Source organism: Enterococcus sp. DIV1304_2 (assembly GCF_050555445.1).
In the GTDB taxonomy this organism is placed as follows: Bacteria; Bacillota; Bacilli; order Lactobacillales; family Enterococcaceae; genus Enterococcus_B; species Enterococcus_B pernyi.
The window spans coordinates 1,087,070-1,107,774 of sequence record NZ_CP187851.1; the positions used below are offsets into that span (position 1 = coordinate 1,087,070).

A 20,705-nucleotide genomic window follows, 5' to 3' on the forward strand; every position below is an offset into this window, starting at 1 on the left:
GTCAAAGTAGTGGTGGATTTTCATTGTCACTTGTTCCTCCTTACAAAGATATCCAATAATAACATCTTACATAAAATCATTTGCAATTTTACCGTATTTTATTTAGTGTATAAGAGTATCAAATGAAAGTTGACGGAAGGTGATGTTTTTTGAAAATATTCAAAAGAGTCCTGATAGGATTAGTGATCGTACTGGGATTAGGTGCTATCGGAGGTTATTTTTATTGGCAACAAAGTGTGTACGAACCATCGATTCAAGCAGAGCAATCATTTAAACAAGGAATAGATAAAGAGGATTATTTATTATTCGAATCGCAAAAATCGGCGGAACATCCAATGGTGATTTTTTATCCTGGTGCGCTCGTTGAACCAGAAAGTTATAGTATATGGGCAGAACAACTAGCAGAAAATGGCTATACGGTAGCCATTGCTAAAATGCCTTTTGAACTGGCGATCCTGAGTGGCAACAAAGCAGACAAAATCAGAGAGGATTTCAAAGATCAAGATTTTGTGATTGGGGGACATTCTTTAGGTGGCGTGATGGCAAGTCGTTATGCTAATGCAAATCTGGATGACGAACGATTAAAAGGTATTTATTTCATGGCAAGTTATCCGGATGAAAAGGGGACATTGGAAAAAACTGATTTACAGGTCATCAGTATCACCGGAAGTGAAGACAAAGTCATGAACCAAGAAGCAGCTGATGAAGCAAAAGCTTATTTACCTGAACAAACAGAATTTGTTTCCATCGCTGGAGGGAACCACGGCGGATTTGGTAGTTATGGTCATCAAAAAGGTGATGGTGAAGCAACAATCAGTAATGAAGACCAACAAACAGCAATCGTCACGACCATGATGAATTGGCTGAACCAAATCAAGTAAGAGCGTCACTTTTCGGAACGACGAAAAGAAATGATCCGTTTATAATTGAAAATTTCACAAGCTGATCGGCGGATACAGACGTCTCAAAGGAAGCTCCTAGAAAAATAAGGCGTCATCCACAAAAAAATTTAAGAATCATTTTCGTGGATGACGCCTTATCACTTGAGGGGAATACGATTACCTCATCTATTTTTTGTGAGATAGAAAAAACAAGTAGATCATCGGACAGTCCTGCTAAAAGTTAGTTGTAAGAGAGCGGTCAATTTTCTTTTTCCAATAAGATTGCTCGAACCGGACATTTTTGATAAGCTTTGGTTACGTTGGCTTCTTCTAAAGGCTGAACGAATTGTTGATGTGCTTCTGGTTCTTGTGCAAATAAGACGATTCCTTCTTCATCATAATCAAAGATATCAGGCGCCTCGATTTGACATAGACCACATGCAATACAACGTTCAGGAACTAATTTACATAATAATGACATATTCACCATCCTAACGTAAGGGGATTACTATGACTGAGTTTATTTTATCTTTATTTTCTTCAAGTGACAAGTTACGAGCAAGCTCACTCTATCAATTATTAAGTGGCAAGCGTACATCCTCGGTACTACTTTTTGGCTTTTTTCAGCGATTATTAGTTGTTCATGGTTGTTTTCCTTCACTTGAACAAGCAACGTTTGATAAACAGATCCAACAGATGATAGATGAGGGATTATTAAAGTGGGAAGACCGAGAGTTGCAACTGACGAAAAAAGGGGAAATGCAAAGAAAAAATAAATCCCTCCTTGGACTACACTATGATAAGTATGGACGTACAGCTACTGTTAGTTGGCGTTTGCTGAAATTCTCTGTACAAGTCGTCTCTCACTTATCCGCCAATGAAACAGCTTATTTACCAGTAGAGACGGGTCCTTTTTATGCTTACCAAGTTAAGAGATGGTTGAAGGAAGCAACGTGTACCAAAACGGAGCTGGTTGCTCAAGTATCAAAGGAACTTTCTACTATTTTTACTCTGATGCCAGACGAACAAGCGAACTTTTTAGCGAACCAATTTTCTGGTAAAAAGCAAACAGGCTTACTCGCGTACCAACTGACTACCCTTGAAGATGGCACAGCTCAGCAATTATTCCAAGATCAGTGTATCCATCGCTTATTAGCGATTATCGAACAGCATTCAGATTTCTTATTCTACGATTTGCTTGCACCGTTGCTTAGACAAAATTATAATCAAAGCATGTTGACGACGAGAGCATTGATTTTATCTGGGGATTCGGTGGAGCAAGTGATGGTGAAACGAGGATTGAAGAAAGGCACGATCAATGACCATTTGATTGAGTGGGCCATCTTTTTTGATGATTTTCCTTTTGAACGACTGATCCACTCCGAGACAAGAAGATCTTTAGCTTCGTTGGAGCGACCACTTCTTACGCTAAGATATAAAGATCTTGAAGGACAAACGATCGATTATGGCGAATTTCGTTTGGCACAAATCGAGGCATTTAAAGGAGGGGATAAAAATGGATTTGCTTGATCCATTGAAACAGTACTTTGGTTTTACCTCTTTTCGCCAAGGACAGGAAGAGATCATTTCCACCTTATTGAATCAGAAAGATGTTTTAGCGATCCTGCCAACTGGTAATGGCAAAAGTTTATGCTATCAGTTGACTGGCTATTTGCAAGATGGGATGGTATTGATCGTTTCTCCGCTACTCTCTTTGATGGAAGATCAAGTAGGGCAATTGCAAAAACGAGGAGAGAAAAGGGTGGTTGCCTATAATAGCTTACTCACTAGAAGTGAGAAACAGTATGTGTTAGCTCATTTATCCGAATATAAATTTGTGTTTGTCAGTCCCGAGATGTTGCAGCAACCGGAAGTGCTTCATGCCCTGAAGCAACAAAAAATCTCGTTGTACGTAGTTGATGAAGCTCATTGCGTGTCACAGTGGGGCATTGATTTTCGACCTGAGTATCAATCTCTCGGAAGAGTCGCCAAAGAATTAGGATCACCAACTACCTTAGCTTTGACGGCAACAGCCACGCGACCGGTACAAGAAGAGATCAAACACATTCTCTTTCGCACAAAACCTGCCCTCGTCAAACATTCAGTTAATCGAGAAAACATCTCATTATTTGTCTTTCATACAGATGAAAAAGACCAGCAATTACGTCAGTTGATGACACAAGCAGACGGAGCAATGATCATTTATTGCGCGACTAAAAAAGAAGTCGAACGTCTTTATCAACTGCTTCGCAAAGACTATGCTGTGGGGTATTATCATGGAGGGCTAGATGCCTCACAACGCCGCCAACTTCAACAACAATTCAGTCAAAATCAACTGCAATTTTTGATTGCGACGAATGCGTTTGGTATGGGGATCGATAAAGCAGACATTCGGTATGTCATCCATTACGATCTACCAGATAGCCTGGAAAATTATATGCAAGAGATTGGTCGAGCAGGCCGAGACCAGCGACCTAGTAGCGCTGTGTTGCTTTACCGGCCAGGAGATGAAGCGATCCATTACTTTTTCCAACAATTATCTAAAGAACAACGCCAAATTTTCGAAGAACATCTGTCAACTGGGCAAACAGAGGCGCCCCAGTTCGATGAGATCCAGCAAAAATGGCTGATGCTGGTAAATGAAATGCAAAGTCCTGATACATGGCTTCTGCAATTAAAAAAACAAGAACAAGTGAAAATCAAGCAACTACAGCAGATGCTTGCTTATATCCATACAACATCATGTAGACGAGAACGTCTGATGGATTATTTCGGTGAAACCCTCAAAGAAAAACCTGAAAAATGTTGTGATCGAGATGGTGCGTCCTTATTTCTTTCTGAAACTGGACATACTAGTCCAACCGTAGAAGCAAAAGACTGGCAAACCATTTTACTAAATTTATTTTAAAAAAATGGTGCGAGGTATTTTTTTCGTACAATCAAGATTATCCTATGGTATAATAACTAGGAAAGAATTTAGGAGGTCAATAAGGTGAGTAGAAAAGATAGACATCAATCATCAGAAAATAACGAAACACAAGAACCATGGGAGCAACCAATTTACGATACAGAGGACGAAGCATCTTCAAGAAGTACGCAAAGACAGCAAAAGAAAGGGAACACCCTGTTCTTATCGCTATTTTTGATTTTATTAGTTTTATGTATTGCCATTCCGGCAGGAGCTTACTTCTGGATCAGAAACGGATCAAGTAATAGTGCGACCGCTGCATCTTCTTCCTCTACGACTTCATCGATCGTAGAAAGTTCGACTGTAGAATCAACTGTAGAATCGACGACAGTTTCTAGTGAACCAACTTCTGATACACAATCAGTTGCTGGAGAAACAACACCCACGAGTGCTGTGACACCAGAAACAACACCATCTTCAACAGTAACAGCGCCAGAACAAACAACACCAAGCAGTGTGGCTCCACAAGAAACAACACCTACTTCAACACCAGAGGCAGGCACAGGTGTTTCAGGCTCAACCACAGTCGTTCAAGCGGGTGAAGGCCCTAGACAAGTAGCAGAACGCGCAGGCATTACAGTCGACCAATTGTTCCAATTGAACGGAATCGATCCAAACAACTACATGTTATATCCAGGACAAGAACTTAGAGTCCAATAAATGGAGTTAAAAAGATAATACTGAAGAGTTGTTTTTCCTCAGAGTATCTTCATAAAATGTAACTAAATAAGGAGCAGTGGCTTGAGCCACAGCCCCTTTTTTTTGAGAAAAGGGAGTTTATGAAAAATGACACGAATTAGTATCGCAATTGACGGTCCTGCCTCTTCAGGCAAAAGTACGGTAGCTAAAATCATCGCAAATGAATTGAACTATATTTATACAGATACGGGCGCGATGTATCGTGCAGTCACTTACTTGGCAATCAAACATCACATTGCTTTTTCAGATGAAACAGAGTTAGTCGATTTGATCAACAAACACCCGATTTCATTTGAGCAAATGGCGGATGGACAACATGTCTTTGTAGCTGGGCAAGACGTTACTTCAGATATTCGACAACCAGATGTTACACGAGCGGTCTCTGAAGTAGCTGCGCATTCAAAAGTACGCGAAGCTCTTGTTGCGATCCAGAAAAAAATCGGTGAAGATGGTGGTGTCGTCATGGATGGTCGAGATATCGGTACCGCTGTTTTACCAAAAGCCGAAGTGAAGATTTTCTTGGTAGCCAGCGTATCTGAACGGGCACAAAGACGACACAAAGAAAACCTTGAAAAAAATATTCCGACAGACTTAGAAGAATTGACAAAAGAAATACAAGCACGTGATGAATATGACTCTACTAGAAAAGTTTCACCCCTGAAGCAAGCAGAAGATGCGATACGGATCGATACAACCGGTAAAACGATTCAAGAAGTTGTCCAAGCGATCAAAGAAGTGATTCAACAAAAAGGATATTTTCTTGACTAAATAGAAAAAAAGCGAAGAATCCGACCATTTTAATGGAAAACAAACGAAATCGCTTTATTTTTTTTAAATAATCAATTAAACTATAGGCAGTACCGTAGTTAACGGCAGAATGTTGGTTAGGAGGACAAGTGTTATGACAGAATTTGAACAAAATCAGACAGATAACAACCAATCTATGGAAGATGCAATGAATAGCGTTCAAGAAGTGAGCGTTGGCGATGTCGTCAAAGGAGAAGTTTTAGTCATTGAAGACAAACAAGCCATCGTTGGAATCGAAGGAACGGGTGTTGAAGGCGTAGTTCCTGCAAAAGAATTATCTACTTTACCGGTTGAAGATATCAACGAAGTGGTAAAGGTTGGCGATACGTTAGATCTAGTCGTGATCAGCACGATTGGTAAAGACAAAGAAAACGGAAGTTACCTTTTATCAAAACGACGCTTAGATGCGAAAAAAGTTTGGGAGGATATCGAAAAAGATTTCCAAGCTGGAAACATCATCGAAGCACCAGTGACAAATGTAGTTAAAGGTGGTTTAGTTGTCGATGTCGGTGTTCGTGGATTTGTTCCGGCATCAATGGTAGAAGATCATTTTGTCGCTGATTTTTCTGAATACAAAGGAAAAACGATGACATTCAAAATCGTTGAAATCGAACCATCAGAAAATCGCTTGATCCTTTCACACAAAGCAGTCGTTGAAACAGAAAAAGAAGCACAGAAAAAAGAATTACTATCAACTATCCAAGAAAATGACGTGATCGAAGGACGCGTTGCTCGTATCACAGATTTTGGTGCGTTTGTTGATTTAGGCGGCATCGATGGATTAGTACACGTTTCTGAGATTTCTCACGGACATGTTGCTAAACCGAGTGATGTTTTAGCTGTTGGCGATGAAGTGAAAGTCAAAGTTCTTTCAATCAATCCAGAACAAGGACGTATCTCATTATCGATCAAAGACACATTGCCTGGACCTTGGACAGATATCGAAACAAAAGCTCCAGTAGGCGCTGTACTTGAAGGTAAAGTGAAACGATTAACTAGCTTTGGTGCCTTTGTTGAAGTATTCCCAACTGTGGAAGGGCTTGTCCACATCTCACAAATCTCACATAAACACATCGCGACACCACATGAAGTGTTACATGAGGGCGATGATGTCCAAGTGAAAGTTTTAGAAGTCAATCCAGAAGAGCACCGGATTGCATTAAGTATCAAAGCATTAGAAGAAAAACCTGCTTCTGATAAAGAACCAAAAGAAGTTGAGTCTTATGAGTTACCTGAAGAAAACACAGGATTTACAATGGGTGACATCTTAGGCGAAGCCTTAAAAGGGGAAGTAGAAGAAACAGCAACAGATGATTCTGAAAAATAAATGAATGATCGTTCCCGAAGCGCGAATTTACAGCATCAAGGGAAGTTGTACATGTGTAAAACAAGTGGTCTGGGGATTACGCCCCAGACCATTTTCTTTTGTAATAGGCAGTGATCCAGAAAAATACTTGAATGTTCACCGATCTAAGCTTGAAAGTTCGCGAAGTATTCGGTACACTAAGTGAGATTGGAAACATGTGAGGAGGAAAAAATATGGCAAATCCAACAATTGCAATCGTTGGTCGCCCAAACGTCGGTAAGTCGACGATTTTTAACCGTATCGCCGGTGAGCGTATTTCGATTGTCGAAGATACTCCAGGAGTTACTCGTGATCGTATTTATGCTAAAGGGGAATGGTTAGGTCGTGATTTCAGTATTATTGATACTGGTGGGATCGACTTAGGCGATGAACCATTTATGGATCAAATCAAGCACCAAGCAGAAATCGCAATCGATGAAGCAGACGTAATCGTCTGTGTCGTCAGTGGCCGTGAAGGCATCACTGATGCAGATGAAGTCGTAGCAAAAATTTTATATCGCAGCAATAAACCGGTGATCTTAGCCGTTAATAAAGTCGACAATCCTGAAATGAGAAATGATATCTATGAATTTTATGCACTAGGTCTAGGTGATCCTTACCCTGTATCTGGAAGTCATGGATTAGGGATCGGCGACATCTTAGATGAGGCAGTGAAATTCTTTGATGAAGAAGCAGAAGAAGAAGAGGATGATACCATCAAATTCAGTTTGATCGGTCGCCCGAATGTAGGGAAATCTTCCTTGATCAATGCGATCCTAGGTGAAGACCGAGTGATTGTTTCGGACATCGAAGGAACGACACGTGATGCTATCGATACGCACTTCGTCTCAGAAGACGGTCAAAAATTCATGATGATCGATACAGCTGGTATGAGAAAACGTGGGAAAGTTTATGAAACCACAGAAAAATACAGTGTGATGCGTGCCATGCGTGCGATTGACCGTTCAGACATCGTGTTAATGGTCTTGAACGCAGAAGAAGGCATCCGTGAACAAGATAAACGAGTAGCTGGCTATGCGCATGAAGCTGGCCGTGGTGTGATCATCGTTGTCAATAAATGGGATCTAGTCAAAAAAGAAACGAATACGATGCGTGACTTCGAACAAGAGATCCGTGAAGAATTCCGTTACTTAGACTATGCGCCGATTCTGTTTGTTTCAGCTGTGACTAAGCAACGATTAGAACGTTTGCCTGAAATGATCGAAGAAGTGAGTATGAACCAAAACTTACGTGTTTCTTCAGCAGTCTTGAATGATGTGATCATGGATGCCGTAGCGATCAATCCGACACCGACAGATAAAGGTAAACGATTAAAGATTTTCTATGCCACACAAGTTGCAGTCAAACCGCCAACCTTTGTTGTTTTTGTTAATGAAGAAGAATTGATGCATTTCTCTTATGAACGCTTTTTGGAAAATCAAATCAGAAAAGCATTTACGTTTGAAGGAACTTCGATCCGAATTATCCCACGTCGAAGAAAATAGGCATTTTACCATAGTAGTCCGTTTTTTTCAAAAAAAATAAGCATATTTTTGTATTACGTTTTTATGACTAAAAAAAGCGGTTAAAAAATGCCAAAAACCTTGCTATTAAGCGATTCATATGATATCGTGATAACAGAATATTGAAACTTAATCAATATTTCTTATAAACTTCTGGACCACTCAGAAAGTTTTTAAACTAAAATGATGTTCCTATCATATCTCTTGTTGGAGGAGGTGAATCTATCCATGGCAAATAAAGCAGAATTAATCGAAAAAGTTGCTTCAGCTACAGATTTAACTAAAAAAGACGCAACTGCAGCAGTTGACGCTGTATTTTCAACTATTCAAGATGCTTTAGCTAACGGCGAAAAAGTTCAATTAATCGGTTTTGGTAACTTTGAAGTACGCGAACGCGCGGCTCGTAAAGGACGTAACCCACAAACTGGTGAAGAAATCGAAATCCCAGCTAGCAAAGTACCTGCATTTAAACCAGGTAAAGCATTGAAAGACGCTGTTAAATAAGACAGTTGAAAAAGCGCTTGTGGCTACGGCTACAGGCGCTTTTTTTTATATAGATGGATAAAAGAGGCGGAAAGCAGTAGAAAGGCAACAAACAAATAGTTCAGCAACCAAATGGAACTCGTTACATATCAAATAAAAGAATAGAGTTGATCAAAAAAGGCATGGGTTCATTAACAAGTTTTTCTTATTCTTTTTTTATTTTACTTACTAATGGTAAAATAAAAGAAAAGGGGAGGGCAACATGGAGTTATCCTATCGCTACCAACAAGAAGAAACAACAATCTTTTATGGGGAAACATTTGTCAGTCAGTTGAAAAATGAATCGATTGATCAAGCGATTCTTTTTTTGACGAACCAACGTTATTATGATCTATACGCTGAGAAAATGACACAGTCATTCACGAACAAGTTAGCGATTGATTGGTATATTTGTGGCAATACGCAGTGTAATCAATTATCTGAATTGCATAGCCTCTTGTCCTATGCGAGACGCTATCCCGAAAATCGACCGCTTTTAGTAATCGGTTTTGGCAATGAGGGAGTTATGGAGTTGGCGGGCTTCTTTCAAAAACATACGTATCTTCAGACTACACTTTGGTTGATCCCCGTCTCGATCCGCTCCATGGCACGGGCACTTAATCCTCAATGCGAGATATTACATGGATCGAACGAATCGGCTCTTCAAACGACGAACCTTCCAGAACGGATCATTTATGATCGGACGATCAGTGAAAAACAAATCGAAGGGAAACAAATCGATTTTTTGATTTTTATCTGTTGTGGGTTAGTCTGTGATCATCCGTTTCTTCAAAATCTTTACAAAAATTATCCGAATCGCGAAAAATTATTCAATCGTCCTTTTGCTGGCATGCTAGAAGAAATCATTTATTTTTATCAAGAAGACGCTGAACAAGTGGCAAATTATGGTAAACTATTTGAGCAAGCTTTTTATCTGACTGAAAATAGTCATTTGCTTTCCGCCAGTATGAAAAAATTTTTAGGTATCTTGATGCAACTTATCTGGAATTCAGAAATCAAGTCGCTTTCTTTCCAATTGAAGAATTTTTTTATCTGGCTGCAGCATCTAGGCTATCCAATTATTTGGCCTGAAGAGATATCAAAAATGGATTATCTAGAAAATGTGCTGGTTTTAGCAGAAAAGAGCAAAAAAATTCTCGTTTTGGAAAAAATTGGTATAATAGATGGATATCAATTGCCAAACGAGCAAGAACTATTGAAAACAATGGCGTCCTATGAAAGGATCGTTCAAGAGATTAGAGGGATTTAGATGATGACAAATAGTGAAAAAATGCTACAAGCATTAGCAGACGAAAATTTGACAGAAGCAAATGAATATTTGGCAAAGGCGCTCCAAGAAGATCCGGCTGATGTGTTACATGAGTTAGGAGAAGAATTATTAGCCATCGGTTTTTTAGAAGAAGCAAAAGCAATTTTTGAACATCTGCTAACTGTATCGCCTGAAAATGATGAATGGAATATTCCGTTGGCAGAGATTGCTATCGAAGACAATGAGATCGATCAGGCATTTGACTATTTAGAAAAAATCCATCAAGATAGTGAGTACTATCCACAAGCACTATTAGCAATCGCTGACTTGTACCAAGTAATCGGTATTCCTGAAGTAAGTGAAGCAAAATTGAAAGAAGCAGCGAAGCTATTACCAGAAGAACCATTGATTCAATTTGCATTGGCTGAATTGTATTTTTCAGTTGACCGTTTCAATGAAGCTTCTGCACTTTACGAAATGTTGTTAACAAATGGTATAGAAGAAATTTCTAGTATTTCCATGCAAGAACGCTTAGGACAATCGTTGAGTATGCAAGGGGATTTTGAAGCAGCAATCCCACCACTGGAAGCAGCTTTAGCCGAAGAGCGGACAGATGATCGTTTGTTCCAATTAGCGTTCACGAATCTACAATTACATGAGAACGAAAAAGCTATCAATTATTTGCAAGAGTTACGGGAATTGAATCCACAGTATCAATCCTTATACCTTTATCTAGGTCAAGCCCTTCAAGAAGAAGAGATGATCGAAGAAGCACAACAAGTCTTAGAAGATGGTATCAAAGAGAATCCATTCCAAGTAGAGCTTTATCACTTAGCTTCTGAAAATGCGTTTCGTTTACACGACACAGAAAAAGCAGAGCAATTATTACTTGATGCTTTGAATGTCGGTGACAAGCAGGATGAGACATTGTTGACGTTGAGTAATCTTTACTTGGATCAAGAACGTTATGAAGACGTTGTTCAAACAGTCAACCAAATGGGAGAAGTTGCTAATCCTTATGCAGAATGGAACCTCGCTCATGCCTATAATCAATTAGAAGATTTTGCGGTAGCAGCAGTCCACTATGAACAAGCAGCCCACGAATTAGATCATGAGCCAGATTTCTTGAAAGAATATGCTTTATTCTTACGTGAAGAGGGCCAATTAGCAAAAACACGAGAATTATTGGAACAATATTTAACTTATGAACCAGGGGATATGGAGGTATTGTCGCTATTAGATGATTTAACAGAGAGGTGATGAATATGTTGATTGATGTTAAAGAAAAGAAGAATTTCTTAACTTGGATGGTTAACCATGTCTCTTTCAGTCGTAGAGAAGTATTTTGGATTTTGAACTATCTGGCAAATCATGAAGCAATCTTACACAATGTGCGTTTTGTTGAAGGTGCAAACTTAACAAGACGTGGTTTACAGATCACCGATCTTTCCTATGAAGGTGAGCCGATGAAGCTATTTTTAGATGGAAAGGAATTTACTGACACTGATCAGATCTTCCACGAAATCCGTCTGAATTGGAAAAATCCACTCTATGTCGAATGCCTTTTTGAAAATGCGTGGCAAACGAAAGAATATTTAGCAATCATCGAAGATAACCCGTTAGCCTCATGGGAAGATGCAATCAGCGAAGAATCAACAGAATTAATCGAGCATTATTTCCAAGAAAAAGAGCAAGCAGCAAAACTAAACATGCTTTACCAACAGATCGATCAGGCATTAGAAGAAGGCGATAAAGATGCGTTCCTTGAACTATCTGATGAAGTGAACCGCATGATCCTTCAAGCGCCACAGAAGAGTAAGAGCTGAGTGTGGGGAAAGCTGACCATGGAAAAGTAACAGTATGATAAGTAAGTATCTATAGTGAAAATATATATAATAAAGTCTAGGCTTCCTTCCGAGTAATATTCGTAAAGGAAGCCTAGTTTTTATTAAGTTTTTTAGATCAACAAAAAATGGATTTCAATAACAAAATTTCTTAAAAAGCTTATTATAATCAAATTTGTTCCAGAATATCTCTGGTCGCTTCCCTAAATTCCTTTGGTTGATCCGTATGAACGAAATGTCCAGAATTCTTTACATATTATAGATTTTTGGAAGGTGCGTTGATCTGCTAGAAATGTATACATCTTTGATTCCAGTGATATTTTCGGATAGTAATATAGGCTCTCTTAAATATTATCAGTTATATTTTAAATAGTTCATCTATCTTTCATTCTGTGCAAAAAAATATGAAACGACAAAGCCATTGATCAAAAAAAGATGTGACATAAGTATCCAGCTATGGCAGATAAGCGTGAATCCCAAAAATTTGAAGAGCCATTTTCGTTTTTCACGCTTATTTATGAAGGTAAGCTTGTGGAGCACCATATATTCGGTTTTAGGAAGCACAAAACGCCTGATCGCCCAGGTACTTCTGAATGAACTGAGAATATCTCTAAGTAGACAGTTGCAACTCCTTGATCACGAAGTACGCAGAACTACGTTATTCTATATACGTAGAAAGCTTCAGTATCAGGTTGATTGATTCAAAATCATTCTGTTATTTTTTTGAATCGCCTCGTTTGTGGTTTAAGATACGTAAAGCCTTCTCCTTCTACTTCATGGACATTTAGAATTGAAAGAAAGGCATGTTCGTCAATTTCATGAATGATCCGTTTTACTTCGTTTAATTCCCTGGCACTTACCACCATATAGATCATTTTTTTATCGACACCAGAAAAGCCACCTTCTCCATGCAAGAATGTGACACCACGTTGTAAGCCGGTCATCAATAAAGGTGCAATTTCCTCACTTTTATTTGAGACTACCAGAATCCCTTTGGCAGAGTAGCCGCCATCAAGGATAAAATCGATGACACGACTAAATACATAGGAAGCGATTAACGTGTACATCATCCGCTTCAAATCGATATAAGTTAATGAAGCAAGTAAAACGATGACATCAAAAGCTAAAAGGGAACGTCCCATAGAGATTCCATGATTTTTTTCAAGTATCCGAGCGATGATGTCACTTCCTCCTGTAGTACCTCCCATACGATAAACGATCCCGCTGCCGACACCGGCAATCAGTCCTGCAAGTAAAGAGACGATCAGTAAATCATGCTCTAAGTTGATTTGTAAGGGAATCCTTTGCCAAATCCATAAGAAGACAGAAAGCGAGACAGTGCCTAAGACAGTATACGCGAGCGCACGTTTTCCTAAGATTTTTCCGCCTAGTAGGATCAATGGAATATTGATCAATAAAGTAGAATAAGCTGGATCGATATGAAAAAGAGCACGCAAAATCAGGGTAATACCTGAAACTCCACCCTCGGCTAGCTGGTTTGCGATATTCAAATAGACTAGTCCAAAAGCATAAATACTTGTTCCTAAAATAATAAAAAAAACTTCTTTCATTGTTTTCAATGATGTCATCGAATCCCCACTTTCTACTATATGATATGATTCATTGTGCAACAAGCGGTAAATCCTAGATATAGACCTAGGGATTAGGAAACTGGTTCTTCATTTTTATAGTTATAGAATAGACCAAGTTGGCTTGTTGCTAAGAATTTATTAAGTGTACCTAACATAATGTAGCATGTATTCTTTGTTTTCACAATTGCACTTCTTGCGGTTTTGCTGTAAAGTTTTTTAGGAAGAGATGATTGGAGGGTTCTTAATGAAAGAAGAGCGTTCACTAAAAAGTATGCAAGAAGAGGTCGATGCGTACATCCAACAATTTAAAGTTGGGTATTTTTCGCCATTGGCGCAAATGGCACGTCTGACCGAAGAAGTAGGTGAATTGGCACGAGAGGTCAATCATTCATATGGCGAAAAAAGTAAAAAAGCAACAGAACCTAGTAATTCAGTGGCAGAAGAATTAGGCGATGTTCTATTTGTAACAATGATCATGGCAAACTCGTTAGGAATTGATTTGACGACGGTATTTGAAAAAAATATGGAGAAGTTCAATCGAAGGGACCATCATCGTTTTGCCCGAAAAGATGAGGAACAGTGAGAGGATAGAAGGAGTAAAAATGAGACTAAATGAATTACCGATCGAATATAAAAAAGCAATTCCAGTAATAAGAAAAATTGAGGCAGCTGGATTTGAGGCGTACTTTGTTGGTGGTAGTGTGCGGGACACGTTACTCGGACAAAAAATTCATGATGTAGATATTGCTACTAGTGCGTTTCCAGAAGAAATCAAGCAGTTGTTTCCAAAAACGATCGATATCGGGATCGAACATGGAACGGTTCTCGTCTTGCATGAAGAGGAGCAATATGAGATCACGACATTTCGTACGGAATCGACGTATCAAGATTATCGGCGTCCTGATAGTGTTTCATTTGTTCGTACACTAGAAGAGGATCTAAAGCGCAGAGACTTCACGATCAATGCTTTCGCTCTGAAAGAAGATGGTGAGATCATTGATTTATTCGACGGGTTAACTGATTTAGAAAATCACGTCTTACGAGCAGTTGGACGACCTTTTGAGCGATTTCATGAAGATGCTTTACGAATGATGCGTGGGCTTCGTTTTGTGAGTCAGTTAGGGTTCAAATTGGAAGAAGAAACGGCCAAGGCGATCGAAGACAATCATGCGTTGCTGGAAAAAATTTCCGTTGAGCGAATGAATGTTGAATTTATCAAAATGCTTTTAGGGGATTTTCGTAAAAACGGCTTGACGGCATTTGTTGAAACAAAATGTTACATCTATTGTCCACAATTAAAAGAAGATGGTGAGGCATTACTAAGATTTGCCGATTTACCATCTATGCCATTAAAAAAAGAAAGTCAAGCTTGGGCATTATTACTCAACCAACTCGGTCGATCTGAGCAAGAGGTGGCACCTTTCTTAAAAGCATGGAAATGTTCCAACCAAATGATTCGAGAAGTCCAACGTTTGGTCAAAGGATTGGCGAAGCGACAAGAACGACGATTAACACCATTGGAGATCTATCATCTTGGAAAAGACGCATCGTTGGATGTGGAAGAATTGATGATTTACTTCCAACAAACCCCTGACACAACAACTGTGCTAGACATTTATCATGCACTTCCTATCAAGACAATGAGTGAGTTGGCGATTGATGGCAAGGTGTTATTAGCTACGACTGAGAAAAAACCAGGTAAATGGGTCAGTGAAGCGTTAGCACTTGCGGAGTCAGCGGTAGTGAACGGACTGGTACAGAATGAACAAGCTGCATTATTAACCTATCTGAAAGAGCAACAAGGTTAGTCAACAAAATCGTGACAATCACTAATTACGTCTGATTGGTGGGCTAATCATATACTGACATGTCTAAAGTAAGGGCATGAGAGTTATCTATAGAAGCGTTTGGCTTTTTTGTAGGATGTTTCTCATGTCCCTTTTCTCTTTTAGAGGAGGATTGTTATCAAAAAAGCTGACAGAAAAGCAAACATGAGAGATGACCGCTTTTGTTGTTTTATGCTAAACTAGTAATGAAACAGAATATAATGCGTCAAAAAAGGAGATTTTTTTAATGAGCAAAGAAATGACAGCGCTAAAATTTTATTTCCGTAACGGCGAAACATGGACAATCAATCGTCGTCATATCGGCGACCTTTGGATCAAACAAATCACAACAAGTTTTGGCCGTATCAATGGGAGCGAATTTATCGAGATCCATCCATGTGCAGGCTTTAAAATCGAGATTTTCCATGAAGGCGATTCAGTAGCTACTCATGATATCAATCTAGGTGGTTTGGAAATGGGTATGTTCAATCGCGCATTGAAATATGAAGATATCGAACGTATGGAAATCTTGTATCGCAATGGTACACCTGACCTTGTATACTTCCCTTACTTGGACAAAGGAACAGAGGGATTAGATAACCAATACCAATCAACAAAAATCAGTGAAAAAACTGGTAACCTATATATTGTGATCAATCCGGAACAACGTGTTGACGATGTTTACGGTGAGTATTTCGAATAAGATCGCTCATCAATAAAAATAGCACGTACAAAACTTTTGAATAGGGTTTGTACGTGCTTTTCTTCTATTTTTTAAAAATTACAATTGATATTTTATGGTGATTGGACTAGAATGAGCTTCTGGAATCAAAACCAATAAGTAATCGTAAAGGTAGGAAGTTTTTAGTTGCATTCTAAAAACTTTTTGCTATAATTGGTGCAGTTTGAATATAGGAGATCTTGAAAATGAGAGAGAGTTTTGAAGAACAAAAGAAACGACTGGTTGATCACTATGGTACTTTTTCAATGGAAGATCGTCGCCAGATCTTATGTAAGTTGCGTAAAAGGAATATCTTGATGTATCGTCAATTGGGACGCTTGAAACACGAATTGCTCCGTTTAGAATCAAAACGTGTGCAATGTGAGTTAGACGGTCGGGTGACCCAAGCGGAAATTGTTGAAAACAAAATTTTAAAGAAAAAAGAGCAATATTTGAAAGTTCTTGCACAAAATAAAAAATAAAGGGGATCAAGCATGGAATTTGCAGAGTTAGTGATTGTTTTTGCAGTCACGATCACGCTATCCAACATAGCAAGTCGTATCTTGCCAATGATCCCTGCACCACTGATCCAAATATTTCTTGGCGTGGTTTTAGGATTGACCGAATGGGGTGAATCCATCAATTTTGAACCTGAATTATTTTTAGTGATGATCATCGCCCCCTTGCTTTTTAGAGAAGGAGAAAAAGCGGATATCGCCTCGATCCTGAAAAATTTCGATACGATATTGTTTCTCGCTTTTGGTGGGGTGATCTTGACTTTGATTGGCGTTGGAGCAACGTTATCATTTCTGTTGCCCAGTGTCCCTTTAGCCGCGTGTTTCGCTTTTGGTGCAGCACTAGGTCCGACAGATGCGGTGGCAGTCAGTTCGCTTTCCAATCGTGTGAACATTCCGAAAAAAGCCATGCATATTTTAGAAGGTGAAGGGTTACTGAATGATGCTTCTGGCGTAACAGCCTTCCAATTTGCCTTAGCTGCTTTGATCACTGGGACGTTCTCTGCGGTAAATGCAGGCGTTACACTGATTTTATCAAGTATTGGCGGGGCATTAGTCGGCTTTTTGCTTGTCTGGGTAAAAAGAAAAATCATTGGTTTGATCGAGAAAGCATCGGCACGTGACGTAACAGGCTACTTATTGATTGAATTGTTGTTGCCTTTCTTAGCGTATGTTTTAGCCGAAGTCTTTCATGTTTCAGGAATTATTGCAGCAGTGGTTGCAGGGGTATTACAAGCCTCAGGATTTAAAAAAATCTCAGTCTTTGATGCGGAGTTGTCAACTTTATCGAATAGTACATGGACAACGATTGCCTTCACATTGAATGCGCTGGTATTTATATTTTTAGGAATTGAACTGACACAAGTCTTTACACCAGTTTGGGGAGATGGATTGTATTCGAATAGTTTGCTGCTAATGATCATTTTATTGGTTTCAATCATGCTGTTCGTCATACGCTTCGTTTCAATCAGCTTATTTTATATGTTTAAGGGCGGTTTTCAAAGTTTCAAAAAACAACTGAATGAAGTCTTGATCTTAACCTTCGGGGGCGTAAAAGGAACAGTCAGTTTAGCGACTATTTTTATTTTACCATTCACGATCAATCAAATGGCATTCAATCAACGATCATTGCTCTTATTTTTAACGGCGGGGGTTATTTTGGTCACGTTGATTATCGGGATCATTGTATTGCCAATGTTGACTGAAACAGAAGAAGCAGCGACAACTGATTTAAAAGCTTTGATGATCTTGGAAGAAGTGATTGAAACACTACGCTTAGAAAAAGAAGCGGAAGAACCAGGATCAAAAGCTTATTTAGCGATAGAAGCAGTGATTGAGACTTATCAAGAAAGAATCAGTGAGCTTTATTTATCTGATTTGAGTGGAGATGAAAAGCAAGAAGTCCAAGAAATCCAAGCGTTGATTTTATCGATTGAGCGAGATGGCTTGGATGAAAGATATCGTTCTGGGAAGTTGTCTTCTAATGGCTATCGCTTTTATTCAAGATTCCTAGCTAACTTTGAACAGTCGATCACAAGTCAAATTTTGTCATTCATTGGATTTTGGTTTATTGTGGTACGCCGATTGATGCGGATCGTTCTCCACCCCAAAATGTTTTGGCAAAGACGGCAAAGTGATCGCCAAACGATGATCTCTGATAAAGACATTCAGGAAATTCGAGAGACGTATCAAAAGAATACGCAATTGATCATCGAAAGTTTGGAGAATCTAACGGACGTTTATGATGATACGATGATCGGATTCTTTATCGAACAACGAAAAGCTCAGGGGATTCGGATGATGAGTGGTAATCTGATTTCCACTTGGATGATCCAACAAGATCGTTTGTTTACGAAGAAGATGCTAAGAGGTTACTATTTAGAAAGAAAAGTCATTGATGAATATGAAGTCGCAGAAACGATCACGACTTTTTCTGCGAATCAATATAGACGAAATATCAATCTGTTGGAGTCCTATACAATGAATCAACCGACAGATCGTTTTTCATTTCGCTTTGCGTTCCAAGCGAAAGCAAAGAAATTTCAATTGAAACAAGACCAAAAGAGGAAGTTGTGACAAAGCACAGCTCCTCTTTTTTTTGAGGTTGTGACAGAAGTCGTTTAACCTTAATAATTAAGTTCATCCTGGAAGTCAGGTTTTTGAATCCTGTGTATTTGGTTATATGAAGTGAGAGAACACGTATCTTCAATGCTACCTAAAAAAAAGAATATTCGAAAAAAACTATCTTTTAAACAATTGTTTTATGTTACAATATCCAAGATAAGGGGGGAGTGCTGGTGAAAGAGCTAAAAATAACTGACCTCAAAAAAACATATGGAGAAAAAGAATTATTTAATCAGATCTCCTTTTTGATCCATGAACATGATCGCATCGGTTTGATTGGAACCAATGGAACTGGTAAAACAAGTCTTTTGAATATCATCGCTGGACTTGACAGTGGAGATGGTGATCAGCAGACAGTTTTTTATCCGAATGATTACCGTATCGGTTATTTATCACAAACCGATTCATTTGCAGAAAATGATACGGTCTTACAAGCTGTTTTTCAAGGGAATAGTCCATTGATTCAGACTGTACGACTCTATGAGGAAGCCTTGATTGCATTAGCTGAAAATGGCGATGATGAAGCAGTCCAAAAACGCTACGCATTGGCAGAAGAGCGAATGAATAAAGAGGACGCTTGGACGACGGATACAAATGCCAAGATCATTTTGCAAAAACTAGGGATCAGCCAATTAGAAAAGAAAATCGGTGAGCTTTCGGGTGGACAAAAAAAACGTGTCAGCTTAGCACAGGTTTTGATCGATGAACCTGATCTTTTATTACTTGACGAGCCGACAAACCACTTAGATTATGCAGCGATCGAATGGTTGGAATCTTACTTGAAACAATATCGTGGTGCCTTATTGATGGTTACCCATGATCGTTATTTCTTAGATCGTGTCACGAATCGGATCTTTGAACTTGCCTTTGGGAATCTTTATGAATATAAAGGCAATTATGAAGCTTATCTTATTGAAAAAGCCGAGCGAGATCGTGTCGAAGTCGAACAAGAAGAAAAGCGTAAACGCCTGTATAAGCAGGAGCTTTCTTGGATGCGAGCGGGAGTACAAGCTCGTGGGACGAAACAGCAAGCACGTATCAATCGCTTTGAAGATTTAAAAGAAAACTTATATCAAGTCAATCATGATACGGATATCGAACTCAATATCGCGACACAACGTTTAGGTAAAAAAGTGATCGAGATTAAGGATGGCTCGTATTCGATTGAAGGAAAACCTTTGCTCCAACACTTGGATCTATTGATCCAATCAAGAGAGCGTCTAGGAATCACTGGAGAGAACGGTGCTGGAAAGTCAACGTTGTTAAATATCTTAGCAGGGAAATTATCCTTAGATAGTGGCATCTATACGATTGGCGAAACTGTTCGATTAGCTTACTATACACAGGAAAATGAAAAAATGTCTCCGGACAAACGAATGATTGCTTATCTGCAAGAAGCGGCAGAAGAAGTCCAAACTGCGGATGGAACGCAAATCGGTGTCGCAGAACTTTTGGAGCGGTTCTTGTTTCCTAGATTCATGCACGGAACACTGATCCGTAAACTATCTGGTGGGGAAAAGCGTCGTTTATATTTACTCAAATTATTGATCCAGCAACCAAATGTTCTATTGCTGGATGAGCCAACCAATGACTTAGATATCGCTACTTTAACGATCTTGGAAGATTATTTCCGGACATTCCCTGGAGCGGTGATCACCGTTTCTCATGACCGTTATTTCTTAGATAAGGTAGTTGATAAACTGTTAGTTTTTCTAGGAGATGGCAAACAAGAGCTTTATTATGGCGATATGTCTAGCTATTTAGCCAAACGCAAAGAAGATCAACAGATTCAACCAGAAAAAGTCAAAGCTAAGATAGAAGAAAAAAAATCTGAGCCAAAGAAAAAGCTTTCTTATATGGAACAGAAAGAATGGGCAACAATCGAAGATGAGATTGCGGAACTAGAGAATCGTTTGGATGAATTGCAAGAGGAGATGAATCATCAAGGGGATGATTTCACACGATTGCAAGAATTACAAAAAGAAGTAACCACAACTGAGGAACTGCTGGAAGAAAAAATGTCACGTTGGGAATATCTAAGTGAATGGGCAGATAATTAGGAGGGAAA

19 protein-coding genes are annotated in these 20,705 nt (G+C 39.0%); 17 read left to right on the forward strand and 2 right to left on the reverse strand.

Annotation, left to right across the window (positions count from 1 at the left end):
* Positions 1-149 precede the first annotated feature (149 nt).
* Entirely contained in the window at positions 150-881 is a 732-nt protein-coding gene (locus tag IGJ14_RS05155; RefSeq protein WP_430608365.1) for an alpha/beta hydrolase, read from the forward strand.
* A gap of 259 nt (positions 882-1,140) precedes the next feature.
* Here IGJ14_RS05155 and IGJ14_RS05160 read toward each other — a convergent pair whose 3' ends face one another.
* On the reverse strand, positions 1,141-1,362 hold the full coding sequence (locus IGJ14_RS05160) for a ferredoxin (protein WP_010735774.1): 222 nt from the start codon (positions 1,360-1,362) through the stop codon (positions 1,141-1,143).
* Between the two features lie 29 nt (positions 1,363-1,391).
* Between IGJ14_RS05160 and IGJ14_RS05165 the strand changes: the two genes are divergently transcribed.
* The 10 genes from IGJ14_RS05165 to IGJ14_RS05210 all read left to right on the forward strand — a co-directional run bounded on the left by IGJ14_RS05165 (position 1,392) and on the right by IGJ14_RS05210 (position 11,841).
* A complete protein-coding gene (locus IGJ14_RS05165; RefSeq protein WP_019723226.1) occupies positions 1,392-2,411 on the forward strand; it encodes a helix-turn-helix domain-containing protein in 1,020 nt (339 codons plus the stop codon).
* The gene (locus IGJ14_RS05170) at positions 2,398-3,789 is read left to right on the forward strand and encodes a RecQ family ATP-dependent DNA helicase (RefSeq protein ID WP_195339322.1); all 1,392 of its coding nucleotides are present in this window, start codon (positions 2,398-2,400) and stop codon (positions 3,787-3,789) included. Before IGJ14_RS05165 ends, IGJ14_RS05170 begins: the two co-directional genes overlap by 14 nt.
* Positions 3,790-3,873: 84 nt before the next feature.
* Positions 3,874-4,509: an SAG1386/EF1546 family surface-associated protein gene (locus IGJ14_RS05175; protein WP_019724180.1), complete on the forward strand. Its 636-nt coding sequence runs from the start codon at positions 3,874-3,876 to the stop codon at positions 4,507-4,509.
* A 126-nt stretch (positions 4,510-4,635) separates the two neighbouring features.
* Positions 4,636-5,316, forward strand: coding sequence for a (d)CMP kinase (cmk, locus tag IGJ14_RS05180; RefSeq protein ID WP_010735770.1), 681 nt, complete (start codon positions 4,636-4,638; stop codon positions 5,314-5,316).
* 133 nt (positions 5,317-5,449) lie between these two features.
* On the forward strand, positions 5,450-6,682 hold the full coding sequence (gene rpsA / locus IGJ14_RS05185) for a 30S ribosomal protein S1 (protein ID WP_019724179.1): 1,233 nt from the start codon (positions 5,450-5,452) through the stop codon (positions 6,680-6,682).
* A 212-nt stretch (positions 6,683-6,894) separates the two neighbouring features.
* On the forward strand, positions 6,895-8,205 hold the full coding sequence (der, locus tag IGJ14_RS05190; protein ID WP_010735768.1) for a ribosome biogenesis GTPase Der: 1,311 nt from the start codon (positions 6,895-6,897) through the stop codon (positions 8,203-8,205).
* Between the two features lie 246 nt (positions 8,206-8,451).
* The gene (locus tag IGJ14_RS05195; protein ID WP_002290178.1) at positions 8,452-8,727 is read left to right on the forward strand and encodes an HU family DNA-binding protein; all 276 of its coding nucleotides are present in this window, start codon (positions 8,452-8,454) and stop codon (positions 8,725-8,727) included.
* Positions 8,728-8,968: 241 nt separating this feature from the next.
* Complete coding sequence (locus tag IGJ14_RS05200) at positions 8,969-10,015, forward strand: hypothetical protein (RefSeq protein WP_066025634.1); 1,047 nt, start codon at positions 8,969-8,971, stop codon at positions 10,013-10,015.
* Complete coding sequence (locus tag IGJ14_RS05205) at positions 10,016-11,275, forward strand: tetratricopeptide repeat protein (RefSeq protein ID WP_019723719.1); 1,260 nt, start codon at positions 10,016-10,018, stop codon at positions 11,273-11,275.
* A gap of 5 nt (positions 11,276-11,280) precedes the next feature.
* Positions 11,281-11,841 (forward strand): YpiB family protein, encoded by a 561-nt coding sequence (locus IGJ14_RS05210; RefSeq protein WP_029594129.1) that lies wholly within the window; start codon positions 11,281-11,283, stop codon positions 11,839-11,841.
* A 725-nt stretch (positions 11,842-12,566) separates the two neighbouring features.
* Here IGJ14_RS05210 and IGJ14_RS05215 read toward each other — a convergent pair.
* Positions 12,567-13,448 (reverse strand): YitT family protein, encoded by an 882-nt coding sequence (locus IGJ14_RS05215; RefSeq protein ID WP_019723717.1) that lies wholly within the window; start codon positions 13,446-13,448, stop codon positions 12,567-12,569.
* 247 nt (positions 13,449-13,695) lie between these two features.
* Between IGJ14_RS05215 and IGJ14_RS05220 the strand changes: the two genes are divergently transcribed.
* The 6 genes from IGJ14_RS05220 to IGJ14_RS05245 all read left to right on the forward strand — a co-directional run bounded on the left by IGJ14_RS05220 (position 13,696) and on the right by IGJ14_RS05245 (position 20,697).
* Positions 13,696-14,034 carry a nucleotide pyrophosphohydrolase gene (locus IGJ14_RS05220; RefSeq protein ID WP_010735763.1) on the forward strand — a complete coding sequence of 113 codons (339 nt, stop codon included), beginning with the start codon at positions 13,696-13,698 and terminating at the stop codon, positions 14,032-14,034.
* 19 nt (positions 14,035-14,053) lie between these two features.
* Complete coding sequence (locus tag IGJ14_RS05225) at positions 14,054-15,259, forward strand: CCA tRNA nucleotidyltransferase (RefSeq protein ID WP_195273936.1); 1,206 nt, start codon at positions 14,054-14,056, stop codon at positions 15,257-15,259.
* A 265-nt stretch (positions 15,260-15,524) separates the two neighbouring features.
* Positions 15,525-15,980 carry a hypothetical protein gene (locus IGJ14_RS05230; protein WP_010735761.1) on the forward strand — a complete coding sequence of 152 codons (456 nt, stop codon included), beginning with the start codon at positions 15,525-15,527 and terminating at the stop codon, positions 15,978-15,980.
* 224 nt (positions 15,981-16,204) lie between these two features.
* Positions 16,205-16,480 (forward strand): hypothetical protein, encoded by a 276-nt coding sequence (locus IGJ14_RS05235; RefSeq protein ID WP_010735760.1) that lies wholly within the window; start codon positions 16,205-16,207, stop codon positions 16,478-16,480.
* Between the two features lie 12 nt (positions 16,481-16,492).
* Complete coding sequence (locus tag IGJ14_RS05240) at positions 16,493-18,589, forward strand: cation:proton antiporter (RefSeq protein WP_195339324.1); 2,097 nt, start codon at positions 16,493-16,495, stop codon at positions 18,587-18,589.
* Positions 18,590-18,810: 221 nt separating this feature from the next.
* Positions 18,811-20,697 (forward strand): ABC-F family ATP-binding cassette domain-containing protein, encoded by a 1,887-nt coding sequence (locus IGJ14_RS05245; RefSeq protein ID WP_010735758.1) that lies wholly within the window; start codon positions 18,811-18,813, stop codon positions 20,695-20,697.
* The last annotated feature ends 8 nt before the right edge of the window (positions 20,698-20,705 follow it).